Raw genomic sequence first — 21,135 nt, 5'->3', positions numbered from 1 at the left:
GGGCGGACGTCGTGAACGGGACAGATGTGAAGTCGTCGGTGGCGCCGGGCATCCGGATCGGCCAGGTGTCGTTCGTGTGGCGGCCGTGGGTCGCGTTCGTCACGCTCGTGCTCACGGCGGCGACCTTCGTGGTGTTCTGCCTGTCCATCAGCATCGGGGACTTCCCCCTGGAGCTGTCCCGGGTGATCGCCACCCTCTTCGGCCGGGGCGAGCAGGTCGACGAGTTCGTGATCATGGACCTGCGGCTGCCGCGCGCCCTCGCCGGGCTCGTCGTGGGCATCGCGCTCGGGGTCTCCGGCGCGATCACCCAGTCCATCGCCCGCAACCCGCTGGCCAGTCCGGACGTCCTCGGCGTCACCCAGGGCGCGAGCGCGGTCTCGGTGTTCCTGCTCACGGTGTCGGGCGGGGCGTCGGCGGCCGTCGTCGGCTCCGTGGGCCTGTCCGCGGCCGCGCTCGGCGGCGGTCTCCTCACCGGCCTGCTCGTGTACCTCCTGGCGTGGCGGCGAGGGATCGACGGCTTCCGGCTCATCCTCATCGGCATCTCGGTGAGCGCCGTGATGGAGGCGCTCACGACCTGGCTCCTGACCACGGCCGACATCAAGGACGTGGCGCGGGCGCAGTCCTGGCTCGTCGGCTCCCTGGACAACCGCTCCGCGGACGAGGTCTGGGTGGCGCTCTGGTGCTCGCTCGCGCTCTTCGCCGTCGTCGCGTGCGTCGCCTTCCAGTTCAAGCCCCTGCACTTCGGCGACGAGGTCGCCGCGGGCCTCGGCGTCCGCTTCCAGGCGGTACGGGCGATCCTGCTCCTGTGCGCGGTCCTGCTGGCCGCCGTGGCGGTGAGCGCGGCGGGCCCCGTCCCCTTCGTCGCCCTGGTCGCGCCCCAGGTGGCGATGCGTCTCGCGCGCTGCCCCACGCCGCCGATGGTGGCCTCCGGCATGACGGGGGCACTGCTCCTGATCGGCGCGGACCTCCTCGCGCGCACGGCCCTGCCGGGCACGCTCCCGGTCGGCGTGGTCACCGCCGCGGTGGGCGGCCCCTTCCTCATCTACCTCCTGGTGCGGGCGAACCTCAAATAGCCTGATACAAAGGTGAGGCATACCTAAATGCGCAGAGGGGGGCTTGTGGTCACTCAGTACATCACCGAGATCGAGTCCGACGTCGTCGACGACGCCGCCCGGCTCACGGCCAGGGGTGTCAGCGTCGGCTACGGCGCGAAGACCGTCATCGACGATCTCGACGTGGCGATACCGCCAGGGGTGATCACCACGATCATCGGCCCCAACGGCTGCGGCAAGTCGACGCTGTTGCGGACCCTCTCGCGGCTGCTCAAGCCGACCAAGGGGTCCGTCGTCCTCGACGGCGAGGACATCGTCCGGCTCAAGACCAAGGACGTGGCGAAGAAGATGGGCCTGCTGCCGCAGGCGCCCGTCGCGCCCGAGGGCCTGACGGTGTCCGACCTGGTCGCCAGGGGCCGCCATCCGCACCAGAGTTGGCTGCGGCAGTGGTCGTCGGACGACGCCGACGTCGTGGCGCGCGCCCTGGCCATGACCGGCGTGTCCGACCTGGCCGACCGGCCGGTCGACTCGCTGTCCGGCGGGCAGCGCCAGCGCGTCTGGATCTCCATGACCCTGGCCCAGGGCACCGATCTGCTCCTCCTCGACGAGCCGACCACCTATCTGGACCTGGCCCACGCGGTCGACGTGCTCGACCTCGTGGACGACCTGCACGAGTCGGGGTGCGCCGTGGTCATGGTCCTGCACGACCTCAACCTGGCCACGCGCTACAGCGACAACCTCATCGTGATGAAGGAGGGGACGATCCTGGCGCAGGGGCACCCCCGTGACGTCATCACCTCCGAGCTCCTTGACGAGGCGTTCGGGCTGCGCGCCATGGTGATCGACGACCCGGTGGGCGACCGGCCGCTCATCGTGCCCATCGGCCGTACGCACGTACAGCTGGGCTGAGCCCGGCTCCTGCGGGCCCGTCAGACCTTCCCCCCGCGCACGCTGGTGCCGCTCCGCGCGGGCTTGCCCCGGCGTGCGACCGCCCCTCGCGCGCGGTGGGGTTGAGCCCCCTCCTGCGCGCCTCGCCGCGCCCCGACCGGCTCCCACCTGCGGCTCCACCGTGTCCGCGCCCGGGCGCCCCGACTGACCCCGCGCACAGACAAGTTGAAAGTTAGGCTAGGCTTACCTCACAACCGCAAGGTAAGGTTTGGCTGCCCTGAGACAGGGGCGCACCGGACAGCGTGAAAGCAAGGGATTTCGGATGCATCTCCATCGAACGACGACCATGAGGCCCTGGCGGCGGATGGCGGCCGTGGTGTCCGCCGCGGCCCTCGGCGTCGGACTCCTCGCGGGATGCGGCTCGGAGAAGTCGGACAAGGGCGGCGACGACGCCGCTCCGGCCGCGGCCGGGGGCAAGTTCCCCGTGACCGTGGAGCACGCGTTCGGAACCACGAAGGTGGAGAAGGCCCCCAAGCGGGTCGTCACCGTCGGCTACACCGACGACCAGACGGTCCTCGCGTTCGGCACCAAGCCGGTCGGCATGACCGACCAGTACCCGAACCCGGCGGGTAAGTCCCCCGACATCAACACCCAGTGGCCCTGGGTGAAGGACAAGTGGGGCGACGCCAAGCCCGACGTCATCATGAAGAACGGTGACTCCGGCCCCAACTACGAGAAGATCGCCGCCCTGCGGCCGGACCTGATCATCGCGGTGTACTCCGAGATCGACAAGGCCGCCTACGACAAGCTCTCCAAGATCGCCCCGACCGTGGGCCGCACCAAGGGCGAGAAGGAGCCGTTCAGCGCTCCGTGGCAGGACAACGCCCTGCACATCGCCAAGGCGCTCGGCCAGGCCGAGAAGGGCGAGAAGCTCGTCAAGGACATCCAGGGCAAGCTCGACGCCGCCAAGAAGGCGCACCCCGAGTTCGCCAAGAAGAACGCCGTCGCGCTGTCCTGGTACAAGGACTCCGTCGCGCCGTTCACCTCCACCGACGTGCGTGGCCGCCTGGTGACGGGCATCGGCTTCCAGTACCAGACCAAGATCGACAAGGTCGCGGGCGGCAAGTTCTTCACCGTCCTGTCGCCCGAGCGCATGGACCTGGTCAACACCGACCGCATCTTCGTCATCAACGACAAGGCGGACCAGAAGGCGCTCAAGAAGTCCGAGCTCTTCCGGAACCTGGACGCCGTGAAGAAGGGCAACGTCTCCTACCTGCTGGACAGCGAGGGTCCCGCGGTCGGCGCGGCCATCTCCCAGGGCACCCTGCTCTCCATGCCCTACGCCATCGACGAACTCGTCAAGTCGGTCGGCTAGGTGTGAGCACCACCGCTACGAAGGCCGCCCCCGCGACCCTGCGCACGGCAGGCGGCCGCGAGGCCACCCGATGGGTCACCACGCACTGCCGTGAGGTCCCCTGGCTGACGACGGCCACCGTGCTCACCACGGTGGTCGGCGCGGCACTCCAGGTGCTCCCGGTGCTGCTGCTGGGCCGCGTCGTCGACGGCGTCGTCGAGGGCGAGTCGCGCTCGGTCCTGCTCACGGTCGGCGTCCTGATGGGGGCCGCCGCGCTGCTCGGCGCGGTGGCCACCGCGGCGTCGACGTATCTGATCGGACGGCTCGGCGCGGACCTGCTCGCGCGGCTGCGCGAAGGCGCCGTCCGCTCGGTGCTCGGCATGCCGAGCGCGCGGATCGAACAGGTCGGCCGCGGCGACGTCCTGTCCCGGGTCGGTGACGACGTGGCCGTCCTGTCCAAGGGCATCCGCATGGCCATCCCCACGGTGTTCTCCGCGGGCGTCCTCGTCTTCATCGCCACGGTCGGCATGTTCGGCCTCGACTGGCGGCTCGGCCTGGCGGGCGCGGGCGCGCTGCCCGCCTACGCCCTCGCCCTGCGCTGGTACCTGCCCCGGTCCGCCCCGCTCTACAAGAAGCAGCGAGTGGCCCAGGCCGACCGTGCGCAGGCGCTGATCAGCGGCTTGGACGGCATCGACACGGTCCGGGCGTACCGCCTGGAGGACTCCGTCCGCGAGCAGGTCACCAGCGAGTCGTGGCGCGTGCGCAACTACGGCATCGAGGTGTTCCGGTTCTTCGGCCGCTTCGTCGGCAGGGAGAACCGCGCCGAGTTCATCGGCCTCGTCCTCATCCTCGTCGTGGGGTACGCGCTCCTGGAGGCCGACGCCGCGACCCTGGGCGAGGTGTCGGCGGCCCCGCTGATGTTCCACCGCCTCTTCACCCCGCTGGGCGCCATCATGTTCACCTTCGACGAGGCACAGAAGTCGGGCGCCAGCCTGACCCGGCTCGTCGGAGTCCTCGGCGAGCCCGCGGAGGAGCGCCTCGTCGGCGACGCGGACGCCACCCCGGCGGACGCCACGCCCTACCCGGTGACGGTGCGGGGGCTGACGTACCGCTACCCCGACACCGAGCAGCCGGTCCTGAAGGACGTCGACCTGACGATCCCGGCCGGTGGCTCGCTCGCCCTCGTGGGCGCGACGGGAGCGGGCAAGTCGACCCTGGCCGCGCTCATCGCGGGCATCGGGACCCCGCAGGCCGGATCGGTGCGCATCGGCACGACCGACCTCGCCGGTCTGGACGAGGCCGGGGCGCGCGCGTTGGTGAGCATCCTGACGCAGGAGACCCATGTGTTCTCCGGCTCGCTCGCCGACGACCTGCGCCTGGCCGCGCCGCAGGCCACCGACGCCGAACTGACCGACGCGCTGCGCACGGTCGGCGCCGACGGCTGGGTCGAGGCACTGCCCGAAGGGCTCGACACCCTGGTCGGCGAGGGCGGCGAGCGCCTGGACGTCACCAAGGTCACCCACATCGCCCTGGCCCGCCTGGTGCTGAGCCGCTCGCCGGTGGTCGTGCTCGACGAGTCGACCGCCGAGGCGGGCAGCGAGGGCGCCGCCGAGCTGGAGCGGGCGGTGCGCGCCGCGTGCGCGGGCCGCACCACGCTGTTCGTGGCACACCGGCTCACCCAGGCCATGGCGGCGGACCGCATCGCCGTCCTGGACGCGGGCCGCGTCGTGGAGCTGGGCACCCACGACGAGCTGGTGGCCCTCGGCGGCCGCTACGCACGGCTGTGGCAGGCGTGGCGAGAAGGTAGTTAGCACATCTGACCCACGGTCAGGTCAACGTTCGTTCCTTGGAAGGAAACGCTGAGTCTTCGATGAACGCTGAGTCTTCGACGAGGGAACCGGGCGCTCGTCGCGTACGGCTTTCCCCCGCGGCCCTGGCCGACGTACGCCGTCGAACGGGTGACCACTCCGACCGGACCATCGCCGCAGCGTGCGCCATCGGTCTCGCGTACTGGGCGACGGGCGAGGGCCCCGACGGCATCGACCTGACCGAGGGCACGCTCTTCACCGACGTCCTCGCCTGGGTCGACAACGGCGGGGGCACGCCCACCGGCTGGGAGGCCGACGCGGACGGCCGCGGCATCGCCGTCCCCGAGGGCGTCGCGCTCGCCGAGGCGCAGCTCGCGCTCGACGACCTGGCCGACTTCCCGGACCGGCCGCTGGGCACCATCAGCCCGTCCGGCGCCGCGGCCCGCCTCGCCGCCCTGGCCGAGTGGAACGACACCCACGCCGACCGGGTCCGCCCGACCATCGTGGAGATGTTCCTCGAACAGGCGCGGAGCAGGCCGGACGCCGTCGCGATCGTCGACGAGCACCGCTCGCTGACCTACGGCGAGGCGGCCGCGCTGTCCAGCCAGCTCGCCCACCACCTCATCGAGCGCGGCCTCGACCACGAACAGGTCGTCGGCATCTCGCTGGGCCGCTCCGCCGAGATGGTCATCGGCCTCCTCGGCGTGCTCCAGGCGGGCTGCGCGTTCGTGCCGCTCGACCCGCAGTGGCCCGCCGCGCGCCGCTCCGTCGTCATCGCCGACGCCCGGGTCGTGCTCCAGCTCAACGACTCCGGCGCCCACGACGCGAGCGAACCGGAAGCCGTCGCCGTCGACCTCGGCGACTGGAAGTACGGCTCCTACCCCGCCGGGGGCACCGGCGTCACCGTCCTCGGCGACGCCCTGGCGTACGTCATCTTCACGTCCGGTTCGACGGGACGGCCCAAGGGCGCGATGATCCGCCACGAGGCGATCAGCGAGCGCCTGCTGTGGCAGGTGAACGAGATCCTCGGCTTCGGCCACGACGACGCCTCCCTCTTCAAGGCGCCGCTGTCCTTCGACATCTCCATCAACGAGATCTTCCTGCCGCTGGTGTGCGGCGGCCGCCTGGTGGTCCTGCGGCCCGGCGGCGAACGCGACCCGCACCACCTGCTGAGCGTGATCGCCGAACAGCGCGTCACCTTCACGTACCTGGTGTCGTCCATGCTGGACGTGCTGCTCGAAATGGCGGGCGAGTCCGGGCGCCTGGACAGCCTGCGCCACGTGTGGTGCGGCGGCGAGGTCCTCACCCCGGAGCTGTACGAGCGCTTCCGCACCCGGCTCGACATCCCCATGTACCACGGCTACGGCCCGGCCGAGACGACGATCGGCGTCTCCCACGTCATCTACCGGGGCGCGGCCGAGCGCCTGTCGACGTCGATCGGCAAGGCCAACCCCAACACCCAGCTGTACGTCCTCGACGACGAGCTGCGCCCGGTGCCGGTCGGCGTCGGCGGCGAGCTCTACGTGGGCGGATTCCTGCTGGGCCGCGGCTACGTCAACGCGCCGGGCCTGACGGCGTCCCGGTTCGTGGCCAACCCCTTCGCCGTCGACGGCTCCCGGCTCTACCGGACCGGTGACCTCGCCCGGTTCGCCCCCGACGGCTCCCTGGACTTCCTCGGCCGGGCCGACAACCAGATCAAGATCCGCGGCATGCGCCTGGAGATCGAGGACGTCGAGGCGGGCCTCGCCGAGCACCCCCGCGTGCGGCACACCTGCGTCGTCGCGAAGAAGAACGCGGCGGGCGGCACCTACCTCGTGGGCTACGTGATCCCGGCCGCCGGGAGCGAGGACCTGACGGCCGACGACGTCAAGGCGTGGGCCGCCGAGCACATGGTCGAGTACATGGTGCCCGCCCATGCCGTCGTGATGACGGAGTTCCCCCTCACCGCGAACGGCAAGCTCGACCGCAAGGCGCTGCCGGAGCCCGTGCTCGCCACCGGCTCCCTCGTCGCGCCCGCCACCGAGAACGAACGCGTGGTGTGCACGGCGGTCGCGGCCCTGCTCCAGCTCGACGAGGTCGGCGCCGACCAGGACTTCTTCCAGCTCGGCGGCGACAGCATCCTGGCGATCTCCCTGCTCAGCGCGCTGCGCGACGCGGGCCTGTTCGTCACGGCCCGGCAGATCTTCAGCAACAGCGTCCTCGGCGCCCTCGCCGCGGTGGCGAGCCGCGAGGACGTCGCCACCGTGGACCACGGCGACACCGCCACCGGCACCGTCGTGGGCTCGCCCATCGTGCAGTGGCTCGGCGAGACCACCGACGCCGTCGACGGCTTCGTGCAGTCGGTCGTCCTCAACACCCCGGCGGACCTGACCGCCGACACCCTCGACGCGGTCCTCGCCGCCGTCGCGGGGCACCACGCCATGCTGCGCGCCAAGCTGGTGCGCGGCGAGCGCTGGAGCTTCGACATCCCCGAGGCCGACCGGCCCGCCGTCGGCTGGCAGGAGAGCGACCGGCCCCTGGAGGAGTGCGTCGCGCTCGCCACCGAGGCCCTGGACCCGGCCAGCGGCGTGATGCTGCGCGCCGTCTGGCGCCGCGCGGCCCGCCAGCTGGTCCTGGTCGCCCACCACGTCGTGATGGACGGCGTGTCCTGGCGGGTGCTCATGGAGGACCTGGCCACCGCCTGGCGGCAGTGCGCCGAGGGCGCGCCGATCGAACTGCCCCCGACGGGCACCTCGTTCCGGCGCTGGACGCAGCTCCTCGGCCGGACCGGGTTCGACGCGGACCGCGCCTACTTCCAGCGGCCCCTGCCGGGCGCCGACCAGCCCGTGGGCAGGCGCGCCCTGTCCGCCGCCGACACCGTCGCACGGGAGCGGATACGCACCGTCTCCGTCGGCGCCGAGGCCACGGCCGCGCTGCTCGGCGAGATACCCGCGAAGTTCCACGCGGGCGTCAACGACGTCCTGCTCACCGCGCTCGCCGTCACCCTCGCCCGGTGGCGCCGCGACCTCGGGCAGGACCAGACGTTCGCCCACATCGAGCTGGAGGGCCACGGCCGCGAGGGCCAGTTCGTCGCCGACGCCGTCGGCTTCGAGCCGGACCTGTCGCGCACCGTGGGCTGGTTCACCACCCTGTTCCCGGTGACCGTGGACCCCGGCGCCACGACCGACCCGACCACGCCCGGCTACCTCGCCGCCGCGCTCAAGGCGGTCAAGGAGGACCTCGCCCGGGTACCGAGCAACGGCGTCTCCTACGGCGCCCTGCGCTACCTCGCCGACACCGCCTTCGACGCGCCCGCACCGCAGGTCCTCTTCAACTACCTGGGCCGCTTCGACGCGGGCGCCGCCGGGGACTGGCAGCTCGCGCACACCACCGGACAGCTGGGCGAGAAGCGCGACCCCGCGATGCGCCTGCCGCGCGCCCTGGAGTTCAACGCGATCGCCGAACCCGCCGCGAGCGGCGAGTACGAGCTGGTCACCACCATCTCCTGGCCCGACGGGATGTTCACCGACCAGGACATCACCACCATCGGCCGCTACTTCCAGGAAGCCCTGGCCGGGCTCGCTGCGCTCGACGAGGGCGGCCACACGCCCAGCGACTTCCCCCTCGTGCCCCTCACGCAGGCCGACGTCGACGCCCTGGAAGGACCGGCGCTGCGGGACGTCCTGCCGCTGACCCCGCTCCAGGAAGGCCTCTACTTCCACTCCGTCTTCGACGACGACTCCGCGGGCGCCTACGTCGAGCAGCAGCTCCTCACCCTGGACGGCGAGGTGGACGCCGACCGGCTCGCGGCCGCGGCCACCCGGCTGCTCACCCTGTACCCGAACCTCGCCGCGCGCTTCGTCGCCCTCGCCGACGGCCGCGTCGTCTCCGTCCTGGACGGCGGCGTCCAGGCGCCCTTCACCACCCTGGACCGCCCCGGCATCACCGACGCCGAGCTGCGGGAGTACGCGGAGCAGGACCGCCGCGCGGGCTTCGACCTCGCCACCGGGCCCCTGATGCGCTACACGCTCATCCGCGCGGGCTCCGGCCGCACCGTCCTCGTGCAGACCGTGCACCACATCATCGCCGATGGCTGGTCGGTGCCCCCGATGCTGCGCGCGCTCCTCGCCGAGTACCACGCGCCCGGCACCGTGTACCCGCTCGGCGGCTTCGCCGACTACGTGCGCTGGCTCGGCGCACGCGACGACGACGAGAGCGACCGGGTCTGGCGCGAGGAACTCGCCGACCTGCCCGCCGCCTCCTTGGTCGCCGAGGGACACACCCCCTCCGAGCGGTTCGCCGACACCGTCGTGGAGCCGCAGGAGGACCTCGACGCGGCCGTCCGCTCAGCCGGCGTGCCGCTGAGCGTGGCCGTGCACAGCGCCTGGGCGATCACCCTGGGCGGCATCCTGCACGGCAAGGACGTGGTGTTCGGCTCCACGGTCTCCGGGCGTGACGCGGACGTGCCCGGCATCGAGGACATGGTGGGCCTGTTCATCAACACCATTCCCGTACGGGCCCGCTGGTCCGAGGCCACCACGGCCCGCGACCTGCTCGCCGCCGTGCGCGAGCACCAGAGCGCGGTCCTTGCGCACCAGCACGTCTCGCTCGCCAGGATCGGCCGCCAGACGGGCTCGGGATCCCTGTTCGACACCCTGGTCGTCTTCGACGTCGCGACCGACGTCGAGGCCCTGCGGCGCCCCGACGACACGCTCGTCGTCGCCGACATCGTGAACGAGGGCGCCCCGCACTACCCGCTGACGCTGGTGGTGGAGCGCGCCCTCGACGGCCGACCGCGCTTCAACCTCATCTACGACGGCGAACTCCTGGGCGAGACGGCCGCACAGGCCGTCCTGCACACCTTCGCCCGGACCCTCACCGGCCTGCTCACCCGCCCGGACGCCCTGGTCGACGACCTGGCCGCCGAGAGCGACCGGCATCCGGCCCCGGTCGCTCCGACCACCTTGGGCGCCCTGTTCGACGCCGCCGCGCTCCGCGACCCCGCCGCCACCGCCGTCACCCAGTGCGGCCTCGACGGCGACACCAGGTCGCTGACCTACGGCGAGCTCGCCGCCGCGAAGGACGACCTGGCCGCGGCCCTGCGCGCGGCCGGGGTCGGACCGGGCAAGCGGGTCGCCGTCGCCGTGCCGCGCTCCGTCGAGCAGGTCGTCGCCCTGGTCGCGATCGTCAGCGCGGGCGGCGCCTACGTACCGCTGGACCTGGCCTACCCGGACGACCGCCTGGAGTACGTCCTCGCCGACGCCGCCCCGCAGGTCGTCCTCGTGGACGCCGACCAGCGGGACCGCTTCACGGACCTGCTCGCCCGCGCCGACGTCACGGCCCGCGTGCTCGTCCAGGGCGACGAGCCGCCGCGGGCCCCGGCCGGACCCGCGCCCGAGGCCCGCTGGCACGACCCCGCGTACGTGATCTACACGTCCGGTTCGACAGGACGGCCCAAGGGCGTCGTCGTCCCGCACTCCAGCGTGGTGACGCTGCTCGCCAACACCCGCGCCGACATGGACTTCGGCCCCGACGACGTCTGGGTGCAGTTCCACTCCTACTCCTTCGACTTCGCGGTCTGGGAGCTGTGGGGCGCCCTCGTCCACGGCGGCGAACTCCTCGTGCCCGAGTACGCCCTGACCCGCTCCCCGGTCGACTTCCACCGCCTGGTCCGCGAGCGCGCGGTGACCGTGCTCAACCAGACCCCGTCGGCCTTCTACCAGTTCATCGAGGCCGACCGGATCGCCGAGCGGCCGGTCACGGCGCTGCGCCGGATCATCTTCGGCGGCGAGGCCCTCGACCTCGGACGCCTGCGCGGCTGGGTCGAGCGGCACGGCACCGCCGCGCCCGAGCTGGTCAACATGTACGGGATCACCGAGACCACCGTGCACGTCACCCACCGGGTGCTCACCGACGCGGACTTCGGCCCCGGCGACGACGTCAGCCCCATCGGCGGACCGATCCCCGGCCTTTCGACCTATCTGCTCGACGACCGGCTCCGGCCGGTGCCCCCGGGCCGCGTGGGCGCCATCTACGTCGCCGGTGACCAGGTGTCGCTCGGCTACCTGGGCCGGGCCGGGCTCACCTCGGGCCGGTTCGTGGCGGACCCCTTCGCCGCCGACGGCTCCCGCATGTACCACACGGGTGACCTCGCCCGCCGCACGCTCGGCGGCGAGCTTCAGTTCGCGGGCCGCGCCGACGACCAGGTGCAGCTCAAGGGCTTCCGCATCGAACTGGGCGAGGTGGAGTCCGCGGTCAGGGAGCTCGACGGCGTGGTCGACGTGGCCGTCACCGTGGCGGGCACCGGCGACCACCTGGTCGCCCACGTCGTGGGCCGCGTGCCCGGCGACTTCGCCGCGCTCCTGGCCGCGAAGCTGCCCGTGCACATGGTGCCGGGCCGGGTCCTGACGGCGGCCGCGCTGCCGCTGACCGTCAACGGCAAGCTGGACCGCCGCGCTCTGGCCGAGCGGGCCGAACAGTCCGAGGGGGGCGTCGTCCCCGTCGCGTCGTCGGCCGCGGGTGCGTCGGGGCCGGGCGCGCAGTTCCCCGGGCGCGACACCGCATCCGTGCTCGCCACCCTCGTCGACCTCTTCGCCCAGACGCTGCCCGGCTCCGCCGTGGACGCCGACACCGACTTCTTCAAGGCCGGGGGCGACAGCATCGTCGCCATCACCCTGATCAACCGGGGGCGGGCGCTCGGCCTGCACTTCGCGCCCCGCGACGTGTTCCTGTTCCGGACGCCGCGCGCGCTCGCCGAGCACCTGGACGCGCACGTGCCGCAGACGCCGGTCGCCGGGGCCGCGCCCGCCCGCCGCGCGGACGGCCCGCTGACCCCGACGCCGATCATCCTGCGCCAGCGCGAACTGGGCGGCTCCCTCGCCCGGTTCGCCCAGGCCAGGACCCTGGTGGCGCCCGAGGGCACCGGATTCGCCGACGCCGAGCGCGCCGCGAACGCCGTGGTCGCCGCGCACCCCGCCCTGCGCCTTCGGCTGCGCGCCGAGCACGGCGCCTGGGCCCTGCACACCGAACCGGCCCGCGACGTCACCGTCGTACGGCCCGCCGCAGCAGAGGCGATGGACGCGACGGCCGTGGCGAACGACGCCGCCGGACGCCTCGACCCCGAGACCGGGGACGTCATCGCGTTCGCCTGGCTGGAGGCCAGCAGGACCCTGGTCGTCACGGTGCACCACATCGCCGTCGACTCGGTGTCCTGGCTCGTCCTCCTGGACGACCTGGCCACCGCCATGAAGGGGGCGGACCTGGCGCCGCCTACCACCTCCTACGCCGAGTACGCCGAAGCGCTGACGCTCCGGTCCACGCAGGCGATCGACGGCCTCGGGCACTGGATCGAAACGCTCCGGGCGCCCGCCCTCGTCCCGGCGGTGGGGGAGGTGCGCGAGCGGACCGTCGTGCTCGCGCCCGAGGTGAGCGACCGCGTGACGCGCACCGCGCCCGCCGCGCTCGGCGTCGACCTCACCGAGCTGCTGTGCGGCGCCCTGCGCACCGCGCTGACAGCGGTCCAGGCCGCGCCCACCGACCTCGCGGTCGACCTGGAGCGGCACGGCCGGGTCCCGGTCGAGGAACACCACGACTACACCCGTACCGTCGGTTGGTTCACCGCCATCGCACCCGTGCGGCTGAGCGCCCACACCGACCCCGTCGCGGCCGCCCGCGAGGTCGCCGAACGCCAGCCCGACGAGGACGGACACGTCGCCTACGGCAGGCTCAGATACCTCAACCCGCAGACGGCCCCGCTGCTCACCGCCCGCCCGCAGGTCCTCTTCAACTACCTCGGCCGGGGCAGCGAGTCCCAGGCTCTGCACCTCACCGGCGGCGACCAGGGCAGCCCCTACGCGGTCGAGGTCAACGCCTGGACCGACGCGGCCACCGGCAGCCTGCACGCGGCCTTCACCCTCGCCGACGGCATCCCCGACGCGATCACTGAGCACTGGCTGAGCGCCCTCGCCCGGGTCGCGGAGGCCGCCACGACGGCCGAGCGCACCGCTCCCGTCACCCCGCTCCAGCGCGGCCTGTACTTCCAGGCCCAGCTGGCGGGCGCCGCCGGACACTACGTCGCGCAGAGCTACTTCACCTTCGACCGGCGCCTGGACACCGACGTCCTGGCCGACGCCATGGCGCACGTGATCGCGCGGCACCCGGTCGTCGGCGCGGGCTTCGCCACCGACGTTGACGGCAACCCCGTCCAGGTCCTCAAGGCGGGCCGACGCGTCGACGTCCGCACGGTCGACCTGGCCACCGACGCGGAGGTCGAGGACCTGCGCGCCCGGGACCGCGACACCGGCTTCGACCCGGCCGAGCCGCCGCTGATCCGCCTCACCGTGGTCCGTAGGCCCGACGGGCGCGACGGCCTGCTCCTGAGCTACCACCTGCTGCTGTGGGACGGCTGGTCCCGCGAGATCGTGCTGCGCGACCTGTTCGACGCCTACGAGGCCATCGGCGCGGGGCGGACCCTCGACGCGACCCCGGCCACCCCGGGCTTCGAGGACTACGCCCGCGCGCTCGACGCCAAGGACGCCGCCGCCTCCGAGCGGTTCTGGGCACAGCACCTGGCGGGCCTGGCGGGCCCGACGCTGCTCGCCGGGCCGACCCCGGCCCTGTCGGACGACCTGCCGCGCGCTCTCGTGCACACCCTGACCGCCGAGCAGTCGGACCTGCTGCGGGACGCGGCCAAGACGCACGGCGTGACCTTGAACTCGGTGCTCACCGGCGCTTTCGGCCTGCTGCTCGGCGCCCACACGGGCCGCAGCGACGCCGTGTTCGGCGTGACCGTCTCCGGCCGTGACGGCGAGGGCCTGTCCGACATCGTCGGCGTCCTGCTCAACACCGTGCCCCAGTGGACGCGGGCCCGCCCCGGCGACACCGTCCGGGACTACCTGGAGGCCGTGCAGACGGCCCGGGTCGAGGCGATGGAGCACGAGCACGTCGGCCTCGGCGAGATCCAGCGCGCCAGCGGACACGACACCCTCTTCGACAACCTGTTCGTGCTCCAGAACTTCCTGGACATGGACGCGTTCGCCGCGATGAACTCCCGGCACGGCATCACCTCCGTGCGGGCCGACGACTCCACCCACTACCCGTTCACCTGGGTCGTGACGCCGGGCGAGAGGCTCACGGTCAAGCTGGAGCACCGCGACGGCGACACCGCGGGCGCCCGGCGCCTGCTGGCCGACTACGTCCGCGTCCTTGAGGACCTGGCCCGCTCGACCGGCCCGGTCGGCGCCCTGCCCGGCCTGGGCGAGGAGCCCCGGCCCGCCGAGCGCACGGACATCGGCACGGACACGGTCGTCGACCGCTTCGACCGGGCGGCCGACCGGGACCCGCAGCGGGTGGCGCTCGTCGCCCACGGCGCGACCATGACGTTCGCCGAGCTGCGCGACCGCAGCCGCGCCGTGGCGGGGGTGCTCGCCGCGCGGGGCATCGGCCCCGAGACGACCGTGGGTCTCGCGATCCCGCGCTCCCTCGACTCGATCGTGGCGCTGTTCGCCGTGCTGCGCGTCGGCGCCGCGTACGTACCGCTGGAACTGGACCACCCGGACGAGCGGATCGCCGCGATCGTCGACGACGCGCGGCCCGCGGTGATCCTCACCGTCAGCGCCGTGGCGCACCGCCTCACCGGCGACCTGATCGAACTCGACCGCCCGCTGCCCGCCGCCGAGCCGTTGGTGACCTTCGCGCCGGACGACCCGGACCGGCTGCGGCACCCCGCGTACACGATCTACACCTCCGGATCGACCGGCAAGCCCAAGGGCGTGGTCACCGAGTACGCCGGGCTCACCAACATGCTGATCAACCATCAGCGGCGGATCTTCGAGCCGGTCCTCGCCGACCACGGCCACCGGGTCTTCCGGATCGCCCACACCGTGTCGTTCGCGTTCGACATGTCGTGGGAGGAGCTGCTGTGGCTCGCCGACGGCCACGAGGTGCACATCTGCGACGAGGAGCTGCGCCGCGACGCGCCGCGCCTGGTCGAGTACTGCCTCCAGCACGGGATCGACGTCATCAACGTGACGCCCACCTACGCGCAGCAGCTGGTGGCCGAGGGCCTGCTCGACCACCCGGAGCGGCGCCCGGCCCTGGTGCTGCTCGGCGGCGAGGCCGTCACCCCGACGCTGTGGCAGCGGCTCGCCGAGACCGAGGGCACGGTCGGCTACAACCTCTACGGGCCCACGGAGTACACCATCAACACTCTCGGCGTCGGCACCTTCGAGTGCCAGGACCCGGTGGTGGGCGTGGCCATCGACAACACCGACGCCCACGTGCTCGACCCGTGGCTGCGGCCGCTGCCGGACGGCGTCCCCGGAGAGCTGTACGTGGCGGGCATCGGCATCGCCCGCGGCTACCTCGGACAGCCCGGCCAGAGCGCCGACCGCTTCGTGGCGTGCCCGTTCGGCAAGCCGGGCGAGCGCATGTACCGCACCGGCGACCTGGTCGTGCGGCGGCCGGACGGGAACCTGATGTACCTGGGCCGCACCGACCAGCAGGTCAAGATCCGGGGGCACCGCGTCGAACTCGGCGAGGTCGAGGCTGCGTTCGCCGCGCACCCGGCGGTGCGCTTCGTGGCCGCGGTCGCCCAGGCGGACCCGCAGGTCGACGGCGCCCACCGGCTCGCCGCGTACCTCGTCCTGGAGGGCGCCGACCTCGCGGCGGTGGCCGCCGACGTGGGCACGGGTCTTCCGGACTTCCTGCGGCCGACGCACTATGCCCAGGTCGACAGCATCCCGCTGACGGTCAACGGGAAGGCGGACACCAAGGCGCTGCCGGAGGCCAAGCCGCTCGGCGCGCTGACCACGGCGACGGAGCGGCGCCCGGCGACCGAGACCGAGACCGTGGTGTGCGAGTACTTCGCCGAAGCACTCGACCTGGATGATGACGAGGTGAGCGCGGTGAGCGACTTCGTGTCCCTCGGGGGGCACTCCATGCTGGCGGTGCGGCTCATCGGGCTGCTCCGCCGCGAGTACGGACCTGTGATCACCATCCGCGACCTGTTCACCCTCAAGACCCCCGAAGCGATTGCCCGCCACCTCGATGACCACTCCTGATACGCAGCGGCCCCGCCCCGGGGCCGACATCCTGCGCACCGCACTGCGCCGCAACGTCGGCGCCATGGCCGCCGGTACCGTCCTCATGGGCCTGTACCAGGCCGGGGAGACCGCCTTCCCGATCGCGCTCGGCCTGATCGTCGAGCACACGATGAGGGACCGCAGCCTCGGTGCCCTCGGCCTGTCGATCGGCGCGCTCGCCGTGATCATCACGACGGTCTCGCTGTCGTGGCGGTTCGGCATGCGCGTCCTGCAGAAGGCCAACACGACCGAGGCGCACCGCTGGCGGGTGAAGGTCGCCTCCTGCGGCCTCCAGCCGGTGGCCCGGGACGTCGACCTGAAGTCGGGCGAGGTCCTCACCATCGCCACGGAGGACGCCGACCAGACCGCCGACATCGTCGAAGTGGTGCCGCTGCTGATCAGCTCGCTGGTCGCGGTGGTGGTCGCGGCGGTCGCCCTCGGCCTCGCCGACTACCGGCTCGGCCTCCTGGTCGTCGTGGGTACGGTCGCGATCCTGTCGGTCCTGAGCGTGATGTCGAAGCGGATCGGCTCCAGCACCCAGGAGCAGCAGGCCCGCGTGGCACGAGCGGGTGCGAAGGTCGCCGACCTGATCACCGGCCTGCGTCCGCTGCACGGCTTCGGCGGCAACCACGCGGCGTTCCGGTCCTACCGGAAGGTCAGTACGGAGGCGAAGCACCAGGCGATCACCGTCGCCCGGGTGAACGGCGTGTACGCGGGCACCGCGCTCGCCCTCAACGCGATCCTCGCCGCCGCGGTGTCCATCACCGCGGGGTGGCTGGCGTTCGAGGGGCAGATCACGATCGGGGAGCTCGTGATGGCCGTGGGCCTCGCGCAGTTCATCATCGAGCCGCTCAAGATGTTCTCCGAGATGCCCAAGTACGTGATGATCGCGCGCGCCTCGGCCGCACGCATGGCCCTGGTGCTGTCCGCCCCGCCGCTGATGACTCCGGGCCCCGGCCGCCCGGCCCCGGGCGGCGACCTGGAGGTGGACTGCGTCCGCCACGGCGCGCTGCGCAAGCTGAAGTTCCAGGTGGCGGCGGGCGAGTTCGTGGCCATCGCCCCCTACCAGCCGCGCGCGGCGGCCGACCTCGCGTCGGTCCTCGCCGTGCAGGTCCCGCCGCACGCGTACGACGGCGTGGTGCGGGTCAGCGGCCAGGAGCTCGCGGACCTGTCGACGGAGGCCGTGCGCGAGCACATCCTGGTGAACCCCTACGACGGGGAGATCTTCGCGGGCAGCCTGCGCACGAACATCGACCCGTCGGGCACCAGCCGGTCCGTCGACGAGGCCGTGGAGGCGTCGATGCTGACCGACGTCGTCGCCCTGCACCGCGACGGCCTCGACTACCCGGTCCGCGACCGCGGCGCCAACCTCTCCGGCGGGCAGCGCCAACGCCTGTCCCTGGCGCGGGCCCTGGCCGCCGACACCGAGGTCCTGGTCCTGCACGACCCGACGACGGCCGTCGACGCGGTCACCGAGCAGCTCATCGCGCGCAACGTGGCGAAGCTGCGCCGGGGCCGCACGACCCTCGTCATCACCAGCAGTCCGGCCCTCCTGGACGCCGCCGACCGCGTGCTCGTCCTGGACGACGGCGTCATCACGGCCGAGGACACCCACCGGAACCTGCTCGCCACGGATGAGGGGTACTGCCGGGCCGTGGCACGGTGACGGCCTGACGTGCTGTGACGTCCTGACACCCGTACGACGACAGCGGTTCCGGGGAGGTGGAGAACCTCCTGGGAACCGCTGTTGTCGTACGGGGCCGTCGCCGCGGCCAGGCGGCCAGGCGGTCGGCCCGTCAGCCGGTCAGGCGAGCGCCCAGGCGACGTCCCGGAGCAGCGCCTGCCGCCAGCCCGCGCGGTCGTGGTCCGCCGCGGAGCGGGAGACCCGCACGGTCGCACCGGCCTGTTCGGCCAGGGTCTCGGTCAGCTCGCAGTGGGGCAGCATCCGCGTCTCGTGTTCCCCCACGTCGAACGCGATCCGCAGCCCGGACAGGTCGGGGCGCTCCCGCAGCCGCGCGGCGACGGCGCCGCCGACCGGGCCGCCCAGCGGGTCCGCCGCGTCCATGGCGTCGGGCGTCCACCAGAACGACCCCGACTGGCAGGCGACGCGGGACACCAGGTCCGGGTACTCCAGGGCGGCGTGCAGCGCGCTCAGCCCGCCGAGGCTCTGCCCGGCGACCACGAGCCGGTCCGGCCGCGCGGGCACGCCGGACTCCGCGACCAGCGGCAGGAGTTCGTCGCGGACGGCCTCCCACAGGTCGCCGCGGCATCCGAACTCGGCCGCCCTGTCCTTGGCGGGCAGGAAGACGAGGGTGCAGGCAGGCATCTCACCCGCCGCGGCGGCCGCGTCGAACGCGGTCATGGCGGGGTGCAGGTACAGCCAGTCGTCCCCGTCGAGCAGCAGCACCACGGGCCCGCCGCCGCCCACGGGGTGGACGCGCACCGTGCGCCGCCCACCGAGCCGTTCACTGGCCCAGCGCACCCGGGTGCGGGGCAGCGGCAGGACGTCGTCGGGGCCGACGAGGGGCCAGTGCGGCTGGGCCGGGGCGTCCGGCGTGGCGGCGATGGAGCGGTCGCCGCCCGCGCCGGCCGGGTTGAAGGGGTCGGCGTGGGCCGCGTCGTCCGCGCGGAACTGATAGGTGACGCGCAGGCGCGCGGGCATGCGCACCTTGGCGTACCAGCAGTCCGTGTCGTCCCAGCGGAGCAGCGGGACCGGTGCCGACCAGCTCTCGAAGTCGAGGGTCGCGGGGGAGCCGCGCCACAGGAAGAGGGTCACCCAGCCGCCGTCGCCGTCGGGGACCGACACGGGAGCTCCGACAGCCGCCCAGAACGCTTCGGTGCCGGGCGCGCCGGGCAGACCGAACTCGGCGAGGGGGGCGTCGATTCCGGCGGCGAGGCCGGAGGCAGGTTCCGTCACGACAGGACCGCTCCTTGTGAGAGGGATGGGGAAGGAATAGGCTAATCTTAATTAGGTGAGCCTAACCTAATTGTGGCGCGCCTCTCCCTTTCCGGCGCGTGCCGACGAGCTGAAGAGCACGTTCGACGCGGCTGACGCCGGCCCGTCGACCCCGAGGAGACAACGAACATGAGCACGAACCCGTTTGACGATACCGAAGGCCGCTTCCTGGTCCTGGTGAACGAGGAGGGCCAGCACTCGCTCTGGCCCGCGTTCGCCGAGGTCCCCGGGGGCTGGACGGTCGTCTTCGAGGAGAACTCCCGAGACGCGTGCCTGGAGTACGTCGAGACCCACTGGACCGATCTGCGCCCCCGCTCCCTCGCGGCGTCCATGGACGCCTGACGAGGTCGAGCCGATCGGCCGCCCGCCGGTGCGGCGCGGACCGGGCACGTGAACGGTAAGGCTGACCTTACTTTGATGCCCCGTCAGGGGAACGCGGCCACGCGCCGCTCTTCGATCGTGGAACCGAGGAAGGAAAGCCTTGATCACGGCTACGCCGCGCCCTGCGCCGCAGGAGCACGCCCGGCCCGCGCCACCGCACGCCGTGCGCACCGCCCGCCAGGAGGACGCGCCCGCGCTTGCCGAACTGTCCCGCCCCTTCGTGCGCTCGGGCGCGCTGCGCGAGCGGCCGGTGGAGCTCTACGCCGCGCACGCGGCCGACTTCCTGGTGGCGGAGGCGGCCGACGGCACCCTCGCGGGCTGTGTGGGACTGCGAACGCACCGGGCGGCCCCGGCGCAGGGCGGCGGCCGCGCGGGCGTCGTGTACAACTTCTGCGTGGCCGGGGATCGGCAGGGGAGCGGCGTGGGGGCCGCCCTGCTGCGGGCCGTGCTCGCGACGGCGCACGCCGAGCGTCTCGGCGCCCTGTTCACGGCCACCACCGGCGGTGGCGGCCTGTTCCTGCGCTACGGGTTCGCGCCCACGACGGCGCGCCTGGCGCCTCCGTCGTGGGCGGCTTCCCTGGATCCGCGCCGCAACGCCCGGATCCTCACGAAGTGCTTGTGAGCGAAGTCCTTGTGACGGTTCGCCGCTCGGGCGCCAAGGTGTCGTCGGCGACCACGGTGGTGCCGGGGCTCACCGGTGCGAGGACGCTGCGGAGCACCGCGTGCGGCACCCGGCCGTCGACCACGTGCGCCTTGCGGACGCCGCCGCGGACGGCGCGCAGGCAGCCCTCCATCTTGGGCAGCATCCCGCTCGCCAGGCCCGGCAGGAGGCCGCCGAGGGCGTCGGCCGTCAGGTGCTCGATGACCTCGGTGCTGTGCGGCCAGTTCGCGTACAGGCCCTCGACGTCGGTGAGCATCACCAGGCGCTCGGCGTCGAGGGCCACGGCCAGGGCCGAGGCCGCGAGGTCGGCGTTGACGTTGTAGACCTGCCCGTCCTCGCCGCGCGCCACGGGGGACACCACCGGGATGTGCCCCTGCTCCAGGAGCGAGCGCACCATGTCCGGGTTCACGTCCACGACCTCGCCGACGAGGCCGATGTCCACCGGCTCGCCGTCCACCCACGCCGGTCGCGGGACGGCGGTCATCGTGTGGGCGTCCTCGCCGGACATGCCGACGGCGAAGGGGCCGTGGGCGTTGATGTGGCCGACCAGTTCCCGCTGGACGCGGCCGGTCAGCACCATGCGGACGACGTCCATGGTCTCCGGCGTCGTCACCCGCAGGCCCGCTTCGAACCGCGTCTCCAGGCCCAGGCGGTCGAGCATGGCGCTGATCTGCGGTCCGCCGCCGTGGACGACGACCGGGCGCAGGCCCGCCTGCCACAGCTCCACGACGTCCTGGGCGAACGTGCGTTGCAGATCCGCGTCCACCATGGCGTTGCCGCCGAACTTGACGACGACGGCGCTGCCTTGGAGCTCCTCCGGCCAGGGAAGGGGGTCGCCGGATTCACTGATCGCGGCGGGCACCCCGCTGGTGGGCCATCCCCGGGCAGCGGTCACGCTCACGGAGCCACTCCATTTCATGGGCGGGCCCACCTCTTCAAGTGGGCCGATCAAGATTGGGTTTAGCTTAGCCTAAC

10 protein-coding genes are annotated in these 21,135 nt (G+C 72.9%); 8 read left to right on the top strand and 2 right to left on the bottom strand.

The window, feature by feature from the left end:
- The first annotated feature begins 11 nt into the window (after nt 1–11).
- From ACIG3E_RS27485 to ACIG3E_RS27460, 6 genes are all read left to right on the top strand, one after another.
- The gene (locus tag ACIG3E_RS27485; RefSeq protein ID WP_399621708.1) at nt 12–1,073 is read left to right on the top strand and encodes a FecCD family ABC transporter permease; all 1,062 of its coding nucleotides are present in this window, start codon (nt 12–14) and stop codon (nt 1,071–1,073) included.
- Between the two features lie 45 nt (nt 1,074–1,118).
- Entirely contained in the window at nt 1,119–1,961 is an 843-nt protein-coding gene (locus tag ACIG3E_RS27480; protein ID WP_374120759.1) for an ABC transporter ATP-binding protein, read from the top strand.
- 301 nt (nt 1,962–2,262) lie between these two features.
- On the top strand, nt 2,263–3,315 hold the full coding sequence (locus ACIG3E_RS27475; RefSeq protein ID WP_399621705.1) for an iron-siderophore ABC transporter substrate-binding protein: 1,053 nt from the start codon (nt 2,263–2,265) through the stop codon (nt 3,313–3,315).
- 2 nt (nt 3,316–3,317) lie between these two features.
- Nucleotides 3,318–5,105 carry an ABC transporter ATP-binding protein gene (locus ACIG3E_RS27470; protein WP_399621702.1) on the top strand — a complete coding sequence of 596 codons (1,788 nt, stop codon included), beginning with the start codon at nt 3,318–3,320 and terminating at the stop codon, nt 5,103–5,105.
- A 59-nt stretch (nt 5,106–5,164) separates the two neighbouring features.
- A complete protein-coding gene (locus tag ACIG3E_RS27465) occupies nt 5,165–16,141 on the top strand; it encodes an amino acid adenylation domain-containing protein (protein WP_399621699.1) in 10,977 nt (3,658 codons plus the stop codon).
- Entirely contained in the window at nt 16,128–17,828 is a 1,701-nt protein-coding gene (locus ACIG3E_RS27460; protein WP_399621696.1) for an ABC transporter ATP-binding protein, read from the top strand. The genes ACIG3E_RS27465 and ACIG3E_RS27460 overlap by 14 nt, the downstream gene beginning before the upstream one ends.
- A 138-nt stretch (nt 17,829–17,966) precedes the next feature.
- Here the strand turns inward: ACIG3E_RS27460 and ACIG3E_RS27455 are convergent, their stop codons facing one another.
- Nucleotides 17,967–19,079, bottom strand: coding sequence for an alpha/beta hydrolase-fold protein (locus tag ACIG3E_RS27455; protein ID WP_399621693.1), 1,113 nt, complete (start codon nt 19,077–19,079; stop codon nt 17,967–17,969).
- A 168-nt stretch (nt 19,080–19,247) separates the two neighbouring features.
- Between ACIG3E_RS27455 and ACIG3E_RS27450 the strand changes: the two genes are divergently transcribed.
- Together ACIG3E_RS27450 and ACIG3E_RS27445 are read left to right on the top strand one after the other, a co-directional pair.
- The gene (locus tag ACIG3E_RS27450) at nt 19,248–19,460 is read left to right on the top strand and encodes an MbtH family protein (RefSeq protein ID WP_399621690.1); all 213 of its coding nucleotides are present in this window, start codon (nt 19,248–19,250) and stop codon (nt 19,458–19,460) included.
- A 139-nt stretch (nt 19,461–19,599) separates the two neighbouring features.
- Nucleotides 19,600–20,121 carry a GNAT family N-acetyltransferase gene (locus tag ACIG3E_RS27445; protein WP_399621687.1) on the top strand — a complete coding sequence of 174 codons (522 nt, stop codon included), beginning with the start codon at nt 19,600–19,602 and terminating at the stop codon, nt 20,119–20,121.
- Here the strand turns inward: ACIG3E_RS27445 and argB are convergent.
- The gene (gene argB / locus ACIG3E_RS27440; protein ID WP_399621684.1) at nt 20,105–21,061 is read right to left on the bottom strand and encodes an acetylglutamate kinase; all 957 of its coding nucleotides are present in this window, start codon (nt 21,059–21,061) and stop codon (nt 20,105–20,107) included. The genes ACIG3E_RS27445 and argB overlap by 17 nt on opposite strands.
- Nucleotides 21,062–21,135: the final 74 nt, after the last annotated feature.

It is taken from the genome of Streptomyces sp. NPDC053474, assembly GCF_044544845.1.
Classification (GTDB): Bacteria; Actinomycetota; Actinomycetes; order Streptomycetales; family Streptomycetaceae; genus Streptomyces.
The sequence above is the reverse complement of the archived record's forward strand: the minus strand, read 5'-3'. Positions and strand labels throughout refer to the sequence as shown.

What these genes read in the sequence shown, in the direction of transcription:
- ACIG3E_RS27475 (WP_399621705.1), top strand. Translation starts at nt 2,263, where the DNA reads ATGCATCTCCATCGAACGACGACCATGAGGCCCTGGCGGCGGATGGCG.
- ACIG3E_RS27465 (WP_399621699.1), top strand. Translation starts at nt 5,165, where the DNA reads ATGAACGCTGAGTCTTCGACGAGGGAACCGGGCGCTCGTCGCGTACGG.
- ACIG3E_RS27460 (WP_399621696.1), top strand. Translation starts at nt 16,128, where the DNA reads ATGACCACTCCTGATACGCAGCGGCCCCGCCCCGGGGCCGACATCCTG.
- ACIG3E_RS27450 (WP_399621690.1), top strand. Translation starts at nt 19,248, where the DNA reads ATGAGCACGAACCCGTTTGACGATACCGAAGGCCGCTTCCTGGTCCTG.